This is a genomic window from Cupriavidus sp. 30B13 (genome assembly GCF_049059565.2).
Taxonomy (GTDB): Bacteria; Pseudomonadota; Gammaproteobacteria; order Burkholderiales; family Burkholderiaceae; genus Cupriavidus.
Genome location: NZ_CP188224.1, coordinates 3187419 through 3204972, shown reverse-complemented (window position 1 = coordinate 3204972; position 17554 = coordinate 3187419). Strand labels below are relative to the sequence as shown.

At 62.4% G+C, this 17554-nt stretch carries 13 protein-coding genes and 1 pseudogene; 12 read left to right on the top strand and 2 right to left on the bottom strand.

Features of this window, described 5'->3' with window-relative positions; genetic code table 11:
* From ACKI2N_RS33370 to ACKI2N_RS33315, 12 genes and pseudogenes are all read left to right on the top strand, one after another.
* Positions 1-1134, top strand: coding sequence for a flagellar basal body P-ring protein FlgI (locus ACKI2N_RS33370; protein ID WP_420997260.1), 1134 nt, complete (start codon positions 1-3; stop codon positions 1132-1134).
* A gap of 1 nt (position 1135) precedes the next feature.
* Entirely contained in the window at positions 1136-2188 is a 1053-nt protein-coding gene (flgJ, locus tag ACKI2N_RS33365) for a flagellar assembly peptidoglycan hydrolase FlgJ (protein ID WP_420997261.1), read from the top strand.
* 218 nt (positions 2189-2406) lie between these two features.
* Positions 2407-4326 carry a flagellar hook-associated protein FlgK gene (gene flgK, locus ACKI2N_RS33360; protein ID WP_420997262.1) on the top strand — a complete coding sequence of 640 codons (1920 nt, stop codon included), beginning with the start codon at positions 2407-2409 and terminating at the stop codon, positions 4324-4326.
* A gap of 46 nt (positions 4327-4372) precedes the next feature.
* On the top strand, positions 4373-5602 hold the full coding sequence (gene flgL, locus ACKI2N_RS33355) for a flagellar hook-associated protein FlgL (protein ID WP_420997263.1): 1230 nt from the start codon (positions 4373-4375) through the stop codon (positions 5600-5602).
* A gap of 376 nt (positions 5603-5978) precedes the next feature.
* Positions 5979-6327 (top strand): annotated as a pseudogene (locus ACKI2N_RS33350) (transposase); the annotation flags it as partial.
* Between the two features lie 340 nt (positions 6328-6667).
* A complete protein-coding gene (locus tag ACKI2N_RS33345) occupies positions 6668-7417 on the top strand; it encodes a hypothetical protein (RefSeq protein ID WP_420997264.1) in 750 nt (249 codons plus the stop codon).
* 93 nt (positions 7418-7510) lie between these two features.
* Positions 7511-8845 carry a caspase family protein gene (locus ACKI2N_RS33340; RefSeq protein ID WP_420997266.1) on the top strand — a complete coding sequence of 445 codons (1335 nt, stop codon included), beginning with the start codon at positions 7511-7513 and terminating at the stop codon, positions 8843-8845.
* A 70-nt stretch (positions 8846-8915) separates the two neighbouring features.
* Entirely contained in the window at positions 8916-9800 is an 885-nt protein-coding gene (locus tag ACKI2N_RS33335) for a DUF4384 domain-containing protein (protein ID WP_420997267.1), read from the top strand.
* Positions 9801-9882: 82 nt separating this feature from the next.
* Positions 9883-12891 carry a tubulin-like doman-containing protein gene (locus ACKI2N_RS33330; protein ID WP_420997269.1) on the top strand — a complete coding sequence of 1003 codons (3009 nt, stop codon included), beginning with the start codon at positions 9883-9885 and terminating at the stop codon, positions 12889-12891.
* Positions 12892-12979: 88 nt separating this feature from the next.
* Positions 12980-13717: a tetratricopeptide repeat protein gene (locus tag ACKI2N_RS33325; protein ID WP_420997270.1), complete on the top strand. Its 738-nt coding sequence runs from the start codon at positions 12980-12982 to the stop codon at positions 13715-13717.
* The gene (locus ACKI2N_RS33320) at positions 13714-14457 is read left to right on the top strand and encodes a hypothetical protein (protein WP_420997271.1); all 744 of its coding nucleotides are present in this window, start codon (positions 13714-13716) and stop codon (positions 14455-14457) included. The genes ACKI2N_RS33325 and ACKI2N_RS33320 overlap by 4 nt, the downstream gene beginning before the upstream one ends.
* Before the next feature lie 52 nt (positions 14458-14509).
* Complete coding sequence (locus ACKI2N_RS33315; RefSeq protein ID WP_420997273.1) at positions 14510-14989, top strand: hypothetical protein; 480 nt, start codon at positions 14510-14512, stop codon at positions 14987-14989.
* Between the two features lie 516 nt (positions 14990-15505).
* Here the strand turns inward: ACKI2N_RS33315 and ACKI2N_RS33310 are convergent.
* Both ACKI2N_RS33310 and ACKI2N_RS33305 read right to left on the bottom strand, forming a co-directional pair.
* Positions 15506-16261, bottom strand: a complete 756-nt coding sequence (locus tag ACKI2N_RS33310; RefSeq protein ID WP_420997275.1) for an SDR family oxidoreductase — start codon at positions 16259-16261, stop codon at positions 15506-15508.
* 359 nt (positions 16262-16620) lie between these two features.
* Complete coding sequence (locus ACKI2N_RS33305) at positions 16621-17265, bottom strand: TetR family transcriptional regulator (protein WP_420997276.1); 645 nt, start codon at positions 17263-17265, stop codon at positions 16621-16623.
* Positions 17266-17554: the final 289 nt, after the last annotated feature.

The following is a 17554-nucleotide window of genomic DNA, read 5'->3' as shown; positions in this document are numbered from 1 at the left end:
ATGTTCCCGTCTTCGCTCCCCGTCTTGCGCCGCCGCTTCGTCCGCGCTCTTTTCCTCGCGCTGACGCTCGGCCTGCTGGCAGGCGCGGCACAGGCGGAACGGCTCAAGAATCTCGCCACCTTCCAGGGCGTGCGGGACAACCCGCTGGTGGGCTACGGCCTGGTGGTCGGCCTGGACAACACCGGCGACCAGACCACGCAGACGCCGTTTACCACGCAGAGCCTGACCAACATGCTCTCGCAGCTCGGCATCACGCTGCCGGCCGGCAAGAACATGCAGCTCAAGAACGTGGCGGCGGTGATGGTGACGGCCACGCTGCCGCCGTTCGCGCAGCCCGGCACCCAGCTCGACGTGGTGGTGTCGTCGATGGGCAATGCCAAGAGCCTGCGCGGCGGCACGCTGCTGATGACGCCGCTCAAGGGCGCCGACGGCCAGGTCTACGCCATCGCCCAGGGCAACATGCTGGTGGGCGGCGCGGGCGCGTCGGCCAACGGCAGCCGGGTGCAGGTCAACCAGCTTGCCGTGGGCCGCATCGCCAACGGCGGCATCGTCGAGCGCGCGGTGCCGGCCTTCCAGCCCGAAGGCGGCCTGCTCAACCTGGAGTTGCGCGAAACCGACTACGGCACCGCCGAGCGCGTGGTCGAGGCCATCAACCGCAACATGGGCGGCGGCGTGGCCAGCGCGCTGGACGGCCGCGTGGTGCAGGTGCGCACGCCGCAGGCGCCTTCGGCGCGGGTGGGCTTCATGGCCCGCATCGAGAACATCGAAGTCACGCGCGCCAAGGCCGCGGCCAAGGTCATCCTCAACGCGCGCACCGGTTCGATCGTGATGAACCAGGCCGTCACGGTGGACGACTGCGCCGTCGCCCACGGCAACCTCTCCGTGGTGATCAACACCCAGCCGGTGATCAGCCAGCCGGCCCCGTTCAGCGGCGGCCAGACCGTGGTGGCGCCGGTATCGCAGATCGACCTGAAGCAGCAGGGCGGTTCGCTGCAGATGGTGAAGGCGGGCGCTTCGCTGGCCGCGGTGGTCAAGGGCCTCAACGCGCTCGGCGCCACGCCTGCCGACCTGCAGACCATCCTGGAAGCCATGCGCGCCGCCGGCGCCCTGCGCGCCGACCTCGAGATCATCTGACATGTCCGCCAGCCGCATGGCCGCGCAGGCCGAACTCTCGCAACGCTTCGCCCTGGACACCCAGGGCTTCGAAGGACTCAAGCAGAGCGCCCGCACCGGCGCCACCCCGGAAACGCTGCGCACCGCGGCGCGCCAGTTCGAGGCGGTGTTTACGCAGATGGTGCTCAAGAGCATGCGCGACGCCACGCCGCAGGACGGCCTGTTCGACAACGAGCAGACCAAGCTCTACATGTCGATGATGGACCAGCAGCTTTCGCAGCAGATGTCCACGCGCGGCATCGGCCTGGCCGACGTGATGGTGCGCCAGCTCGCGCGCGCCAGCGGCGCCGCCGTGCCGCCCGAGCTGGCCGGCACCGCCGGCGCCGCGGCCGCAAGGCAGGCGGCGATGCAGGCCGGCATGGACGACGCCGCGCCCGGCCTGTCCGGCGCGCTCGACATGCGCAACGGCGACGGCAGCGGCGACGGAAACGCGCCGCGCCTGGGCAGCGTGGTGCCCGGCCCGAACTGGAACCCCACCGCCGGCCTGCGCCAGTACCAGGGCCAGGCGCAGGACGCCGACGCCTGGCAGGGCAACGGCGTGGCGCTGCCGGAAGACACGCCGGCCCACATCAGCGCCTTCGTCTCGCGCATGGCGGGGCCCGCCATGTCGGCCTCGCGCGCCACCGGCGTGCCGGCCAAGCTGATCCTCGGCCAGGCCGCGCTCGAATCCGGCTGGGGCCGCCGCGAGATCGCCCACCCCGACGGCAGCACCACGTTCAACGTGTTCGGCGTCAAGGCCGGCGCCAGCTGGAAGGGACCGGTGGCGGAAATCACCACCACCGAATACGTCGACGGCCAGCCGCAGAAGGTGCGCGCGCGTTTCCGCGCCTACGGCTCCTACGACGAGGCGTTCGCCGACTACGGCCGCCTGCTGAGCAACAACCCGCGCTATGCCGAAGTGCTGGCGGCGGGCAACGCGGACGACGCCGCGCGCGGCCTGCAGCGGGCCGGCTACGCCACCGACCCGGCCTACGGGGAAAAACTCGTGCGGATCATGCGCAAGGTGCCGGTCTGAGGCGTGGCGCCGGGCGCGGCCCGGGCCAGTCCTCCGCCGCGCCGCCACGAAAATCCGCCGCCCGGCCCTAAAGTCTTTTTGTACTTCTGCCGTTACCTACACCATTCACCGCCGTAGATCCAGGCAGCGGCGAACCGGCATCGACAGGCCCCCGGGGCGGCACGGTGCGCGGATCGTCCCGTCGGGCGCGCGGCAGCCACCAGACGCGGAGCTAGAGCATGTCTCTCTTCAACATCGGACTTTCCGGCCTGAACACGGCGCAGAACGCGCTGACCACGGTTGGCCACAACCTCAGCAACGCCGCTACCCCCGGCTACACGCGCCAGAACACCATCATCGCCTCGGCCGGCGGCCAGTACACCAGCGCCGGCTTCTTCGGCCAGGGCTCGAACACCACCTCGGTGGTGCGCGTCTATGACGATTTCCTGACCAACCAGCTGCGCGGCGCGCTCAGCTCGAGCGCGCAGCTCTCCACCTATTCGGACCAGATCAGCCAGATCGACAACCTGCTGGCCGACCAGAAGGGTGGCCTGGCGCCGCTGATGCAGAACTTCTTCGCCGCCGTGCAGGGCGTGTCCGACACGCCGGCCGATCCCGCCGCGCGCCAGAACATGCTCAACGCCGGCCAGTCGCTGGTGGGCCAGATGCGCGCCGCGAACTCGTACTTCCAGCAGCTGCGCGACGGTGTCAACACCCAGGTGCAGAGCCAGGTGACGCAGATCAACGCCTACTCGCAGCAGATCGCCAAGCTCAACACCCAGATCACGCAGGCCACCGCCGCCGGCTCCGGCCAGCCGCCCAACGACCTGCTCGACCAGCGCGACCAGCTGGTGGTGCAGCTGACCCAGATCGTCGGCGTCAAGGTGGTGCCGCAGGATGGCGTCTTCAACGTGTACATCGGCAACGGCCAGCCGCTGGTGATGGGCTCCACCTCGTACGACCTCAAGGCCGTGCAGTCGGCGGACGATCCTTCCCGCACCACCATCGCGTTCACCCAGTCCAACGGCAACGTCTACCAGATGGACGAGAGCTCGCTCAAGGGCGGCTCGCTCGGTGGCCTGCTGCAGTTCCGCAGCGAGACCCTGGACCCGGCGCAGAACGCCATCGGCCGCCTGTCGGTGACCCTGGCGCAGACCTTCAACGACCAGCACAAGCTGGGCGTGGACCTGACCGGCCAGATCGGCGGCGACCTGTTCAAGCTGGGTTCGCCCGCGGTCATCGCCCGCAGCACGAACACCGGCACCTCGGGCGTCACGGCGACCATCAGCGATACCTCGCAGCTCACCACCAGCGACTACACGCTGCGCTTCGACGGCACCAACTACAACCTGGTGCGTGCCTCCGACAACAAGGTCGTGGCCACCCAGGCGGGCGCCACCGCCACCTATCCGCTGACGCTGTCGGCCGACGGCGTGGACGTGCGCATCCCGGCCGCCACCTCGATGGGCACCAACGACTCGTTCCAGATCCAGCCGACCCGCAACGCGGCCGCCGCCATGGACATGGCCATCACCGATCCGGCCAAGATCGCCGCCGGGGGGCCGCTGCGCACCAGCAACGGCACCACCAACACCGGCACCGGCACCGTCAAGGTCGGCAACGTCGCCCAGGGTTTCGCCCTGCCGGCCAGCACCATCACGGCTACCTACAACGGCACCGGCTACGTCTTCACCGACGCCGCCGGCAACCCGGTCACGCCGACCACCGGCCCGACGCCCAACGGCACCGCCACCGAGTTCTCGTTCAACGGCATCACCGTCAGCTTCGACGGCGCGCCCAAGGCCGGCGACACCTTCACGCTGGCGCCCAACCTCAGCGGCGTGTCCGACAACGGCAACGCGCTGGCACTGGCCAAGCTGCAGAGCACCAAGACCATCGGCGGCGTGTCGAGCTACAACGACGCCTTCGCCCAGCTCGTCAACGACGTCGGCAGCCGCGCCAAGTCGGTACAGATCGCCTCGACCTCGCAGGACAGCGTGACGACCCAGGTCGCCACCGCGCAGCAGAGCGTGTCCGGCGTGAACATGGATGAGGAAACGGTCTCGATGCTGCGCTTCCAGCAGCTCTACCAGGCCAACGCCAAGGTCATCCAGACCGCCACCAACCTGTTCGATACCATCATCGGTATCGCCCGCTGACCGCCCGCCGCCCGCCCCGACGACCCGGATACAGAAAGGAACAGACATGCGCATCGCAAGCTCCACGCTCTACCAGCTCGGCCTGGCCTCGATGAACAGCCAGCAGGGCGCCCTGATGCATGTGCAGCAGCAGCTCGGCACCGGCAACCGCATCCTCACGCCGTCGGACGATCCCGTCGGCTCCACGCGCGCGCTGATCGTCTCGCAGTCCAACGCGATCAACAACCAGTACGCCACCTCGCGCAAGCAGGCCAACACCAACCTGTCGATGGAGCTGAACTCCCTCAACAGCGTGACGACGGTCATCCAGAACATCCAGACGCTGGTGGTGCAGGCCGGCAACGGCACCATGAGCGACGCCGACCGCGCCTCCATGGCGTCGTCGCTGCAAGATGCGTACAACCAGCTGCTGGGCCTGGCCAACGCCGACGACGGCAACGGCCAGTTCCTGTTCGCCGGCTACCAGTCGGCCACGCCGCCGTTCTCCAAGAACGGCAGCGGCGCCGTGCAGTACGGCGGCGACACCGGCCAGCAACTGCTGCAGGTCGACGTGGCGCGCCAGATGCCGACCAACGACAACGGCTACTCGATCTTCATGAGCGTGCAGAACACCGCGACCTACGTGGCGTCCGCACCGGCCGGCAACACCGGCACGGCCACGTTCAGCGCGGTCTCGGTCACCGACCCGACCAACCCGGACTACGGCAAGAACCTGTCGATCAACTTCGCCACCGACACCGTCACCGGCAAGATGCAGTACCAGCTGATGGACAACAGCAGCACGCCGCCCGCGCCCATCGGCACCCCGATCGACTACACCGACGGCGCCGGCATCCAGATCGGCGGCCTGTCCCTGTCGGTCACGGGTGCGCCCAAGGACGGCGACGTGGTCAACCTGCAGCCCGCGCAGCAGGCCGGCACTGACATCTTCGCCAACCTGCAGGCCGCCATCACCGCGCTCAACAAGCCCATCGTCAGCGATGCCGATCGCGCCGCGCTGAGCAACGTGCTGGCCACCACCAACCGCAAGATGGCGAACTCGCTCGACAACGTCAGCACGGTGCAGTCCTCGGTGGGCTCGCGCATGCAGGAACTCGACGCGCTCGACACCATCGGCTCCAACCGCACGCTGAACTACAAGCAGACGCTGTCGGGCCTGCAGGACCTGGACTACTACTCGGCCATCACCGAGTACTACCAGCGCCAGACCGCGCTGCAGGCGGCGCAGCAGTCGTTCATGCAGATTCAGGGGATGAATCTGTTCAAGTATATGTAAGTGGGGTGGGGCGGAGAAATTGGGGAATCGCTGGAGACGCAGGCAAGCCTGGCTTCCCGATTTTTTCGCTCTGGTAGTTTCCGGCCTTTTTATCCTTTCCGCGTCCCGCCTGCCGACCCCAAGCGCGGCTCCGCGCTTGTTCCGCGCATCAAAACCTGCTTGAGCAGGTCGTGTGACTTTCCCTAAGGGTTGTCTCGACTCCTTATGGCGGAGAGCCACACAGAACAACGATCTTCGAATCTCCTTAATCGGCGAAATTTCTCCCTTTCAATTCCAGCTTTCAACTGCTTTAGGCGAGCTTTTTAAGCCGGGCACTGAAGTTCCATACACCTTACTCCCAACCCGATGGACCTTTGCGTGGCAGTCGGAGATCGAGTATGGCGAGGGGATGCCGCGGATCAAACGCAAGGTCGGCGAACCTCTTGCAGCGCCTTTGGAGTCGGAGCGAGTACGCTCGCGACATCAGTCGCTACATCATTTCGTGTCGAAGTCGGAATAGTCAGATGCAGCGCTGTCTGAGCAGATGCGGCGCTGAGTATGGCCACGCATGAATTTGACGAATGGCCTGTATTGAATCATAGACGACACGAATCTTCCCGAGAGGGTAAGCATTCGTTGGGGTGGCGAGCCAATACTGCGGCCAGTTTGGCAAGCGGCACAACTGCCAAGTGGCCATGAATCTGTCGGTAACTGCTGAAGAAGCCAGCTTATCGGCAGGGCGCCAGTTCAATTGAGAAAGTCATCGCCGCAGGCGCGACAAGTGTGCCTGATGGCGTCGCCGCGCGCTCCTTGCCGGGGATCCGGATGACGCCTACCTTGTCGGGCGTGCATCAACCCGTCCAAAGTGGGGTGAAATTCGCGGAAAAAATGCCGACTGAAGGATCAGGGTGGTGATTGAAGCTGTTCCATAAGCATACTCAGCACCAGGATAGCTAAGGCATCAACCCTACCAAATTTCCATGGATTACGGAGGGACGTTTCTGCTATTCTCGGCCGGCAATACACCTTTCTAACGAATACCGGGGATACCGGGATTCTTCATAAAAAGAAACGACAAATATCATCATGGTTATTCGTAGTCGATGCTTTAAGACGGTTGTTGTTACTTCGCTTCTTTTCCCTCTCACGTCCACTTTCAGCTACGCTCAGGAATCTGCCAATGCGGACCTGGATTCTTGCGTCACGCAAGAACAGGCTATCCTGACGGCTAAAGGTGCCGGCATGGGCCTTGTCGCCGGCCTTGGAGCGGCGCTGTTTGGCAAGAACAAGGAAGACAGCATTAAGAAGGCTGCCATTGGCGCGGCGGTAGGCGGTGCCGTAGGCGCGGTCGCTGGTTTTGCCACTGCGTACTACACGGCAATCGATACGTGTTTCAAGAAGAATCCGAGCTGGATTCCTGAATCGAAGATCGAGCGCACCAAGCAGTACGATCAAGTCAAGAAAGAAATTAAGTACAACCCCAAGCGTGACGGCGAGAAGGCCATGGCGGTGAAGGTCGAGATGCCCGCCATCGCCAAGGCAGGCGACAAGATCGACATGGCCACCCGATTCATCGCGATGACGCCGAACGGCTCCGACGCCCACGTCAAAGTGGAGCGCAAACTGTTCGCCATCGACGATGGCAAGGAATCGATCGTGCCGTTCCCAGGCCAGACGAAGGAGGACCGTACCGTCGAGCCGGGCGAGAACGTGGACATGTCACGGCTGCCGATTCCGTCGGAAGCCAAGAGCGGAAGCCAGTACCGCTACGAGTTCGCGGTGAGCATGGCGGACAGGCCCCCATCGGTCATCACTCAGACCGTCACTATTCAATAAATCCGAATGGTAGGCTGGGCTGCCCTCCAACAGCTCAGCGCGGCGCGCGAGCGTCGGTGTATTCCTGTACCGAAAATTATGCGCACGACATCATTGCATCGCACCCTTGTCTTGCTGGGCGCGATATTGCTGGGCGGCTGTGCCGCCAGCCAGCTTCATGGCTTTCAGAACGCCTACCAGGGCTATAGCGTGCCCGAACCCCTCGTGGCGACGGTCCGCTACGAGCTAAAGCGAAATGGGCTGCAGGACGCGCAGGTCACGCGTGACAACGCGGGCCGAATCCGGCTCGTGGGCAGTTACCAGAACGAGGACGAGGTCGACCGCGCATTTTTCATCGTCCAGTCAGTTGTCGGTATCAAGTCGACATCGCCGTTCTATCCGGAGAATGTCAAGGAGAAGCGCTGGGAAATCCAGGCAGGACAAGCCTTGGCCGCGCATGCCCGGGCGGTACGCAATCGTCCTACACCGCCGGCCAAGCGCGCGTTAATTATTGGTATCAACACTTTCCGTGATAAGCGCCTGCAGCCGATCCTGGGTGAGGACGACGCCCGCCGCGTGAAGCTGGAAGCCGAGAAAGCCAACTATCGTGTCACCGCCCTGCTAGGGCCGCAAGCTACCAAGGCCAATATCGAGGCCGCCTTGCAACGCTTCAAAGACGAGGTTGGCCCGAACGACACGGTACTGATCTATGTATCCAGTCACGGCAGCATGCCCATACCATCGCCGCGCCGGCAGGATGCCCGCAAAATGTCGATCATTGCCTATGACACCGGGAACCTCAACGCCAAAGGCCGTGACTATGTGATCAGTGTGTTTGACACGGCGGTTCCCGATACAAAGTTGCAGGAAGTTGCTCAGATGCCCAGCAGGCAGACCCGCCTGATCATCGACACCTGCTACAGCGGCGAGATCCTGAAGGATATTCCCGGCGATTCGGCGCGCTACATCCTCCAAGCCAACGGCGGTGTTCCAGAACGTGCCGGGATTTCCATGTCTGCGTGGACGGGCGAGGCATATGAGTCCAAGGGTATCCATTTTTCTGCCGACGCCGGATCCGGCAAGCAGGAGCGACGCCAGGATATCCGTGCCAAACAGGCCACGCCAATGGATTTGAGCCGGTACACGATCATCACTGCCACGAGCGATGGTGAAGTGTCCTGGGGACCCTCCGCGGGTGGGAGCTTCCCGAGCCCCCTGGATCCTGGCAAGCGCCTGCAGGGTTCCTTCTTTACGCAGGCGTTCTTCGAATATCTGACCAAATTCGACGGGCACATTGAGCCGGCATTCGAGGCGGCACGCGTCTTTACCGTGCAGAAGGTGGCAAGCATTCCGCCCGCGCCGGACTATAAAGGCCCGGTCCCGATGAGACAGGTCCCACGGCTCAATCCGCCACTGCCGGCGGGCGACCCAAGCAGCATCTACGAATAGTGAGTGGCCGCTCCATCCGGAGCGGTCTGCGCTTGTCCATCAATGCATTTCTGGATATCAAGGATTGACCATGCGACTTCAATACGCTGCCCTGCCGCTGCTGCTTGCGGCCTGTGGTGCTACCTGCGCGCAGGAAAGCTATAGCGCAAAATCCCTGTTCTTCGGCGAGGACAATGACGTCGTGGCAGTATCCACGACCAAGCCGGTCAACGCGGCGGCCGCTGCCCCTGCCTCTACCCAGAAGGCAGCCCCGGTCAAGTTGGTCAGCAAGAAAGCAGCCAACAGGAACATCGGTGCCAGCTATTTCATCCGCCTTAAAAATCCGGACGGCAGCACCGGCGACGTCCTGGCAAGCCGCAAGTTCAAGAGTGGGGAGCGCTTCCAACTGGGCGTCAAGGTGAACAAGCCGGCTTACATCTTCGTGTTTAATGAAGATGCCAACGGTAAGGTCACGCAGATCTATCCGCAACCGGGTCACAACAACTTCATCAATGCCATGGGTGTGGTGTTCCTTCCAGGCCAGGGCGCCTTCGAGTTCGACCGTGAGCCCGGTACCGAACATCTGCTGGTGTATGTGTCGCAGCAGCCAGTGCCGTCCAATATGCCGGATCGCATCCGTTCGATGCAGCCGGATGTTGTGACGACGACCTATACCGCATCCGCCGGCACCCCGGCGGGACAGTGCAGCGCTCCAGCGGCCACACCCGTCGGGGACGCCGCGCCGCAGCAGCCCGAAGCCACCAGCGAACGGGCACTGTATGCGGCGAAGGCCATCACTTTCATCGATGATGCTACCTGCGCCAAGCCGGATACAAGCGCTCTCTATGCATCCAAGGCCATCGTGTTCAGCGACGACGCTGATGCGGGTGGCCTGCAAGCTGCGTCCTATGTCGTAAAGAAGGCCACCACTCCCGATGCCAGCCTGTTCCTGAAGATCAAGCTGGTACACGAATAACCCAATACCCACGACCCAATGACGTCTGGGAGCGGCCGCCACAGGTACGCTTCCCCGCGTTGCACCCGAGCGAAAGGATTCCATGAGCAATAACCATTTGATCGTCGGCCTCGGCGGGACCGGTGGCAAGATCATCCGTCATCTGCGCAGGACGATTGAGCGCAGCAAGGACGCCCAAGGCAACAGTCCTTCCGAGGCGCGTTTTGAATACCTATATGTGGACACGTCAGACGACGAGATCAACAAGAGGGAAGAATGGAAAGTCCTGGGCAAGGAGATCGAACTCGATCGCAGCCAATACCTGATCAACACGGCCAGTAATGTGCGCCCGGTGCTCAGCGACCCTGATTCGTTCCCGGGGCTGAAGGACTGGATCGAGCCGCGCGATGTGTTCGACTTTGTTAATGCCACCACGGCCGGCGCCGCACAGCGCCGCAAGCTGGGCCGCGTGGTATTCGCGCAAAATGCGCCCCGCTTCGTCAAGGCTGTAGAAGATCGCCTGCAGGTACTGGAGTCCGCACCAGGCAGCAAGAAAGGCGCGGTGGTCCATATCGTGTGCGGTCTGGCTGGCGGCACAGGCAGTGGATCGGTGGTGGATGCCGTCGCGCAGATCCGTCACAAGTGCGCTGACCACGATCTCTATCGCGTCATCGTTTATGCAGTGCTACCGGAGAAGCACTCTCGTCGCGTGAAGGATGTGGCCGGCGTGTCGACCTATTATGCAAATGGCTATGCTGCGCTGACCGAACTCAATGCGCTGGCCGTGGGCAAGTACAAGCCAGTCAACCTGCTGGATGGATCCCGACTGCAACACGACATCTACTTCAACGGCTGCTACCTTATCAATAACATCAACGAGCACAACGTGCAGTTCGATGTTGACACGGAAGTGCCGCGCCTTGTAGCCGAGTTCATCTTCCAGAAGACGATGAACAAGGAGTGGGAAGGTCTGGGCCGCGCCGAGAAAGGCGAGAACGACATCAAGAACTTCGAAAGCGACGAAAACGCTGGCAAGGCACGAGCCAAACTGTTCATGTCGTTCGGCATTAAACGTGTGGTGGTGCCCGAGCAGGAAATCAAGGAATTCCTCGCATACGGTTTTGCCGAGCAGGCCACGCGCCAACTGATGTATAACAACTTCCGCCAGGGCGAAGGTTATGCCGATGAAGCCGTGCAGAAGGACTGGGGCTCGGAGTCACGCAAGCCAGACGTGCTTCAATCATTCTTGCTAACCGACGCCCATCTGATGCTCGACGTCGGCATCCTGGAAGACGACGCAAAGAACAGCACGTGGAAGCCTCCGCGCGAGTACTGGAAGCAGATTATCAGCCTGCAGGTGCCGGAAATTCGCGCCGACAAGAACATCGAAGAGACCAACTGGTTGCCGGTCCTGAACACCCGTCTCTCGAAGGTATTCGACGAGACATATCGCACCATGGGCGGGGTTCGGAAGTTCTTCGAAATCAAGGGCAATGCCCGACTCGAAATGGCGCGCCATATCAGCCGTCACATCGAGGGGGATTTGTTCGCGCGCTGGAAGGCGGGCAATGCATCCCTGTTCCAGTTGCGCCAGTTCATGGACGCACTGATTGCCATGCTGGACGAGCGCCTGGCATTGCTGTCGGCGCGAGTGGCCAAGCTGCCCAGTGAACTGGAGGCCCTCCAGGCGCGCTACAAGGAGTTGGAGGCCAAGTTCAACAATGTTGGCATCTTTGCCAAGGCGTTGACCGACAAGCGCGGCGGCCTGTTTGCCGATATAGGCGCATTGCTGCAGGACCAGTACACGCTGAACACGAACCAGCAGGGCCTGAAGTTCGCTTGCGGCCTGATTCCGTTCGTAAAGGATCAGCTTGTTTCGCTACGCGGAACCATTGATGGCCTGCACCAGAACCTTGTGATTGCTACCGACAAGGTGTCAAAGGAACGTGCCAGTCGCCTGAAGGCCGCGGATGCGGCCTACCAGAAGCGCATTTTCGACGAGACCGCCATCGCAAACGTGATGAAGGCGCTGGTTGTCGATGAGGCCGCTCAGATGGCGCGCACGCAACGCGTGCGCCAGTCCATTATCGACCTGGCCGGTACCGAGGTGGACAGCTTTGACATCCTGCTGCAGAGCACATCGTTGGGCAGCATTATTTCTACGCTGTCCCAGGAGTCGGCGCGAATCGTTGAATTGGCCCATGCCGAGATTGCGCGGCAGATGCCGCCGGTGCTGCACGTAAATATCGTGGAGCGTCTCCAGAAGCGTTATGACGCCAACGATTCCGGTCTCAAGGAGTTTGTCTCGCAATTGTATGAGGAAGCGGGCACGACGCTCGTCTACAACAAGACCGAAGTCGACCGTGTGGTGTCCAACAATGTGGGCGGCAGTCAAGGACGCACGCAGACCATTGGCGTGTTCTTGCCCGAATGCGAGGGCCAGAAGGAGTTCCGTAGCAAGCTGGCCGGGCTGTTTGAATCGCAGAAGGACCCGGCGTCCGATACGAAAGTGACCGTAGGCAGTCTGTCGAACCAGATCGTGATAATCAAGGTGTCGTCGCTTATGCCGGCGCGCTTTGTCGAATCCCTGACCGAGTTCAAGCGCCACTACGACGGTCTGCTGACCGATGCCCGCGAAGCCGTGCTACTGCACGGCGAAGGCAATGGCGCCAAGCTGCCCCCGTTGTTTGCGCGTTCGGCGGCTGAGATCCGGGCCGACTCACGCCGCAAGCCGTACATTCTGTTGGCTCACCTGCTTGGCATGATCAAAGAACGCCAGAACAGGACCACCGGGCTGATGGAGTGGGTGTTCTCGTATATTGCCGGGGATCTACCCAAGGTGTATGTGCTGCAGGGCAAGACCTGGCACGACGTGCTGGAAGCCGAGCAACCAGTGGACGCGCAGGCCGCAATCGAGAAGGAGGTGGCCAAGCGTCTCGAGGCCGAATACAAGCACATCGACAAGAAAAACGAACTGCGCGACGCATACCGGCAGATGGTCAAGACGCGTTACCTGGAAGTCGATCAGGACGAGCAGGACCCACAACTGGTTGCACTTGGCGGAATGCGAGAACCCATGTTCGAGATTGCCGGCCTGCCGTTGGCCGATTAAAAGCCTGGCGCTGCTGGTCGGCCTTCGATGCTCAATGTTGGCCCGACCAATGTTCATTCGTGTGACACAAATTCAAGAGTAGAAGGTTATGGCGAAATACAAATGCCCGACGCTGGGTGACTGCGAGCGGGCCAATGCGGGCGAGGTCTTTGAACGGTCCCCGGGTGACGATCTGCACTGTCCTGGCTGCAACACGCTACTGGACCAAGTGCAAGCCCCCATCGGCGGCAAGCGCGGCGGCATGAACAAGGTGGTCATCGCAGGCGCTATAGTGGCCGTGGTGGCGTTTGCTGGCGGTAGCTACTACTTCGTGGGACATCATAAGACGGAACACCCCGAGGCGTCGTCGGAGACCATGGCGGCACCTGTGGCGGTCGCGGAATCGCCGCCGGCGTCTTCACCTGCTGCGACGGCCGGGGGTATTGCTCCGGACGAAGCGGAAACGGCGGCGTTGCGTGCCAAGGGTGAACGCGACCTGAAGACCGGCAATGCGGATGGTGCCGACAAGGCCAGCAACAAGGCGGCCGTCAATGAAATGCTCAAGCTTGCGATTGCGAAGATGAGCCAGGGTAAGCTGGAGGAGGCCGAAAAAAGCCTCATGTCCGCCCGCGATCTCGATCCCCGGCAGGCACTGGTGCCCTACAACCTGGCCGTGTTGCGCTTGAAGCAAGGCCGCACCGACGACGCGCTGAAGGAATTTGAAGCGAGCTTTATGGCCGGATTTTCCTACTTCGACAAGATGGACCAGGATCCCGACCTCGATAGCCTGCGCAAGGATCCGCGTTTCATCAAACTCGTAGAACAGTACCGCAGGCAAACGACATGAGACAGGCGAACATCGCTCGCACACTGCGTGGCGGCAAGCATGGGAGGAAGGGCATTGCCTTGCATATCGCCCCCGCGATGCTTGCCGCCGGCTTGCTGATGGCCTGCAGCGAGCCTGACGGCAACCGCATTCTCGGACGCTGGCGAGCCGAGCGGTTCGTCGCCCAGGGCATTAGCATGCCAATGGGGCCCGAGTTCGAAGTCACACCTAATGCGGTACGGAGCCCAGGTGGCGATGTCGATGTTCCGATCTCCGCCATTACGGCCAAGGGCAACGACGTTACACTCGAAGGACCCATGAGCCTGGGACTGGAGTTTCATTTCGAGAATGCCAATCGCATCTCGCTGGACCTGCCATTTGTTGGAAAGGTGTATTACCGTCGTGTTGCCCAGGCGGCCCAGGTCGCCGGCGCGCCCGCCAACCCTGGTGTTTCAGCCCAGCGTCAGTCCGTTCCCCTTGCAGGCGATCCTTTGCCTTCCAGGCTGCCCGTAGCGCCGACTGTCGCCTTCGCCCCAAAGGCGCCGGCGTCAGCCGCCGCTGCCCAGACACCCGATGGCATGGATGACTATCGTCGTGCCGTTGTCGCCATGCGTCAAGGCGATCCGGATGGCGCGGTCCGGAGCCTTCACGCAAGCTTCCAGCACGGCTTCCGTCAGTTTGATCTGATTGACGGTTCCGGCGAACTGGGCGCCCTGAAGAGCGATCCGCGGTATCAGGCGCTGATCGCACGCTACCGGTAGTGCACCCTAATCCTGATAACTCGCGTGATTCTCTTTCCTCTGCCAATTCTCCGTGAACAAAATTGCCGCGCTTCTGTTGATCTGCCTTTGCCCGTCTGCCATCGCCGCACCTGTCGCGCTCCGTCCCATGGAAGGAGCGCGACAGGTGCTTGCAGAACCAGTCACCAATTTCACCGGCTCATGCGGCGGCGCGGTGGTCCGTGTGATGGGCGTTACTTCGACATACGGCGATCGGTTCGGCATCGACCTGGACGCGGCGGTGATCATTGTTCGGCAGGCGGGCAAGGAGATGGCGCTGCGTAACTCACTGTCGGACCATAACTCCATTGCGTGTGTTCCGACCAGTAAGGGCGATCGACTGTTAGTTGGTAGTGCCTGCGCGGGCAGCGCTTGCCCGGACAGCTATTCCTATTTCGTCATCGATCCCAAGGAAACCGCAGTGTTGGTCCCGAAAAAGGCTGGCGATGCTTGTGACGAACGGTGCGCAGAGAAAGTGCTGGGAGTCAAGGTGCCGGAAAGTTTTCGGAGGTAGATTTGGCGCCAATCCAGAGTAACCCTCCGTATTGAGACGTCGTTTCGAAAATATCCTCGCGTCGTTGCGCGGCCTTGCCGTACTAGTTGTACTGTCTGCGGCCGCACCAGGACCGCTTCGCTTCATTCTGAAACAACGTCCTGAAGCGCGGCTCGGACGCGGCTGCCTCCTCGAAAAGCCGCTCCAACTCTACGTTTCCGGCTGGCAGGCCAAGAATTTCGCAAGCTTTGCAGGACTCTCTTCCGGTACGAGACCGTTGTGGCTAGTCGATAAGGCTGGGCAAGACAGGTGGGATAGGTGTCAGACATCCCCATGCATCCGAGACCATTGAGGAAGTGTGTGTTTGATCCATCCGAGGCATATGCAATACCCTTGATATACATTGATCTGCCATGATCGCGCTTTGCGTTGCAGAGCCCGCCTGAGCCCGAAACGGGAAAGGCCGCGTTGCGCGGAAAGCCAGGGCGGCAACGCAGCACCGGCACTACGCGGACATGCAACGCCGGCAGTGGATCGTCATGCCGGATTCATGGTGGCAAAGATGGCGTCGTATGTGCCATCTCTTTCGGCCCAGCGCCGGGCGTGATCGCGCTCCAGCAACAGCTCCCCACGGGGGTGATCGCCATGCTCCAGCATTTTCATCACCTGTGCGATGTAGTCGCCGATCGGCATGGCGCAAGGATCGGCAGCCTGCTGGGCGCCGGTCAGTTCCGTTTGCACGTAGGGCGGAGAAAGCTCCAGGACTTCCACCGGGATTTCGCGAAGCTGATGGCGCAACGAGGTAAGCCAGGAATGCAGGAAGGCCTTGCTCGCGCAATAGGTCGGGAAACTGGCGAGGGGCAGGAATGCGAGGGCCGAGCCGGTCGCAAGGATCGTCGCGTTCCGCTGGTGTTTCAACAGCGGCAGGAAAGCCGCTGTCGCGCGCAACACGCCCAAGATGTTGGTTTCGATGATCGCCTCGGCGTCGGAGCCGTCCCAGCGATCCGCGGTGACATCCTCAGGCCGTGAGATGCCGGCATTGGCGACGAGCACGTTGAGCCCGGGGAATCCGGCGCGAACGTCGTCCGCGAGGCGGGCCAGCGACGCCGGGTCGCCGAGATCCAGCGGCAGGCCGACGATACCGGGGCGGCTTGCCGCGATTTCGTCGAGCATGGCCTGACGTCGCCCGGTGACGATGACGCGGTTGCCGCGGTCATGGAATGCTTCGGCGAGCGCGCGGCCGATGCCGCTGGTGCCGCCGGTAATCAGAATGGTGTTTCCTGTCGTCTTCATGGTTGTGCCTTTCCACCAAGTGGTTCAAGGAAAAGGCTACGACTGCCCGATATCTCCGGCTGTGAGTCCCGCGAAGAGAACGCCAATGGTCGAACCTCGAGCGTATCCGCGAGCGCAGCTTGGAGCCTAGAGAAGAGAGGGTGAGGCATTGCCGCAGCGCTTATGCTCCGAGTTCCCTCTGCTGAGGCCCGCTCTCGGTATTGGGCGCGTTGGATGACGATAACGCCTGCGGCAAAGCCATGAAGATGGTTGCAATGCAAACTCTAGTCTAGCGGCTCCCAATCGTCAATCTGCCAGGCCGGAGCGGCTCTTTACCGGAAGGTCGATTCTTCGGGCGCGCCCGATGATTATTGACAGGCTCATCGCGGAGGCGAATGACCTTGGATGCTGTTTAGATAGGCGCAGAACATGTCGGCCATCGCGTCGGCATAGGCCTTGATTTCCACCTTGGTCCGCCGGGTCTGGGAAAAGCTGTTGCCCACGGTGCTGAGCGTCGTGAAAATGAGATCGCCCGCCAGTTCGCGGGATGCGGCGGACGCGTGCGGCAAGGCTTCCATCATGAAGGCATCGATCATCTGATCGCCTTCGGCACGGGCCCGGCGGGCCTCCGGGCTGTCGCGATAGAGCGGAGCCGCGTCATTGAGCGCGCCGCGGACCTCGGCTTCTTCGCACTCGGAGCGAAGGAAGGCATGCACGAGGGTACGCAGGCGCTCCAGGTGCGGTGTGTTGGCATCTTCGAGGATGTTTCGCAGCATCCGGGTCGTCTGCATCCACTCATCGGCCTGAAGACGGAACAGGATCGATGCCTTGTTGGGGAAATACTGATAGATCGACCCGACGCTGACGCCGGCTTTCTCGGCGACGCGCGCTGTGGTGAACCGGGTGGCGCCTTCTCCGGCCAGAACCTGAGCGGCGGCTTCCAGGATGGCTGCGACCAGTTCGGTCGAGCGCGCCTGTTGGGGTCGCTTGCGCGAGGTGATCTGCGGACGGCGGCGGGTGGTCATGGTGGTGTGGCGATGCAAGGCTCAGTGCGCGGAAATCCGATCGGTATGCCGCATCCTTCAATGCGATGGATTGTTCGCATATTAGCGCTGCGCGGGTCATCTGCTCAACCCTCGGTTGATGGCCCGCGCGGCCGTTGCGGCCGCCGGCGCAAGCACACACCGGCGATCCCCTGATACCTCCTCCTGGGGGACGCCTTCTCCAGGCGCGCCCGATTGGATGCTCCCCGGGCATTGCAACGATGCTCCGTTTTTCCCGACGAAAAACCTGACGCCTCGACATCCCCGCGGT